The organism is Aeromonas sp. MdU4 (assembly GCF_041929505.1).
Taxonomy (GTDB): domain Bacteria; phylum Pseudomonadota; class Gammaproteobacteria; order Enterobacterales; family Aeromonadaceae; genus Aeromonas.
This window is the reverse complement of sequence record NZ_JBHFMW010000070.1, coordinates 1-1604: the sequence shown is the minus strand read 5'-3', so window position 1 is coordinate 1604 and position 1604 is coordinate 1. Positions and strand designations below refer to the sequence as shown.

General features: G+C 54.7%; 1 protein-coding gene. It reads left to right on the top strand.

The features are described 5' to 3' along the window. Positions 1 to 134 precede the first annotated feature (134 nt). Positions 135 to 1604: EAL domain-containing protein (locus ACE1BR_RS23220; RefSeq protein WP_374874449.1), on the top strand; the 1470-nt coding region annotated here is incomplete at its 3' end.

Below are 1604 nucleotides of genomic sequence, written 5' to 3'. Positions count from 1 at the left end.
CGCTATCATTTGCGGCAACTCGTATTAGGCAGCAATGTGCAAGAGTTAAACCATGGCAGAGGGGCGGACACTTATTGGCAATGTACCAAGGTGGAGAAATGACCTTGCTATTAACGAGATAAAGGATGAGTATAATGCCATTTCCGCGCCCCCTCCCCCCGATGTCCCGCTGGCACTGGCCATTAGCCTGGTTGGGCTGCATTTTGCCATTGCTGCTGGGGGGAGCGTTGCTCTACCTGACCGAACAGCGCGACCAGAAAAAACAAGCACTCACCGCCACGCGTGAGGCCTTGCGACATATCGAGCAGATATTGACAGATGCGGAACGCGTTAATTGCAAAGTCGCCGACAGGGTTGGTCAACCATGCCAGGCCGCATTATCGGTATTGCACCACGAAGCCACCAAGGCTGCATTTGTACGCACCATCAAACTCGTCGGGCGCGATGATGTCGTGTACTGCAGCTCGCTGTTGGGTGAGGTACAACAGCGCGCCCCAAAAGACGCTTTTTTTGCCGGTAAAATCGCACTGTTACCCGGGTCATCCTGGTGGCCTGACCATCCAGTACTATCGCTGCGCATGCCTGTCACCAATGGGGCAGTCATCATCAGCATTGACAGCACCCACCTGGCCAAGGTGCTGACTGACACCTCGGATGACGCACAGCGCAGCTGGTTACGAGTGGGCTCACACTGGCTTGATGAGGCAGGGCGCCATCACAACACCGAGCCTGACGTCGCGTTAGCCGCAAAACAGACCCGCGCATCAAAGCGTTACCCCTTTTCTATTACTGTCGGATATCCCAGAGCGACCGCCCCCTTGGCAAACTGGCTGCAAGGTCATTGGCGCACCTTACTGCCATTACTGCTCTGCTCACTAGGCGCTGGTTCGCTAACTCTGTGGTGGTTGAGACGCCCCAATACCCCTGCCCAGGAGCTGCGTCGCGGACTCTATGCCAACGAGTTCATCCCATATGTACAACCGGTCATCGATGCCCGCACCCGCCAACCTTGTGGTATTGAGGTATTGATGCGCTGGCAGCACCCGCAAGCAGGGTTACTCGGCCCTGACTGTTTTATCCCTCAGGCAGAAACGTCAGGTTTGATTGTGCCAATGACCAGCCAAATGATGACCCAGGTCATCCCTACACTGGTGACAGTGCTGCCCCTGCTACCCTCACCTTTTCATGTTGCGGTGAATATCAGCGCTGCACATTTTAACTCAACGACATTACTGGATAACTGCGCACTCTTTATTAACCATTTTTTACCGGGCACGGTGGTATTGACGCTGGAGCTAACCGAGCGAGAGTTGCTGCGCAACGATAGCCGCACGCTCGACATGCTCAATCGGTTACGCGCCATGGGCATACAGGTTGCGCTGGACGATTTTGGTACCGGTCATGCGAGTCTGGCTTATCTGAAACAGTTTCCGGTCGACATCATCAAACTGGACCTGACCTTTGTCAGCAAGATAGGGTCGGACACGCTGTCACAACTGCTCGCCGATAACGTAATTGAACTGGGGATGAAGCTGGGCCTGGTAGTTATTGCTGAAGGCGTCGAAACCGCCTATCAGGCCGACTACCTGACTAACAAGGGCGTG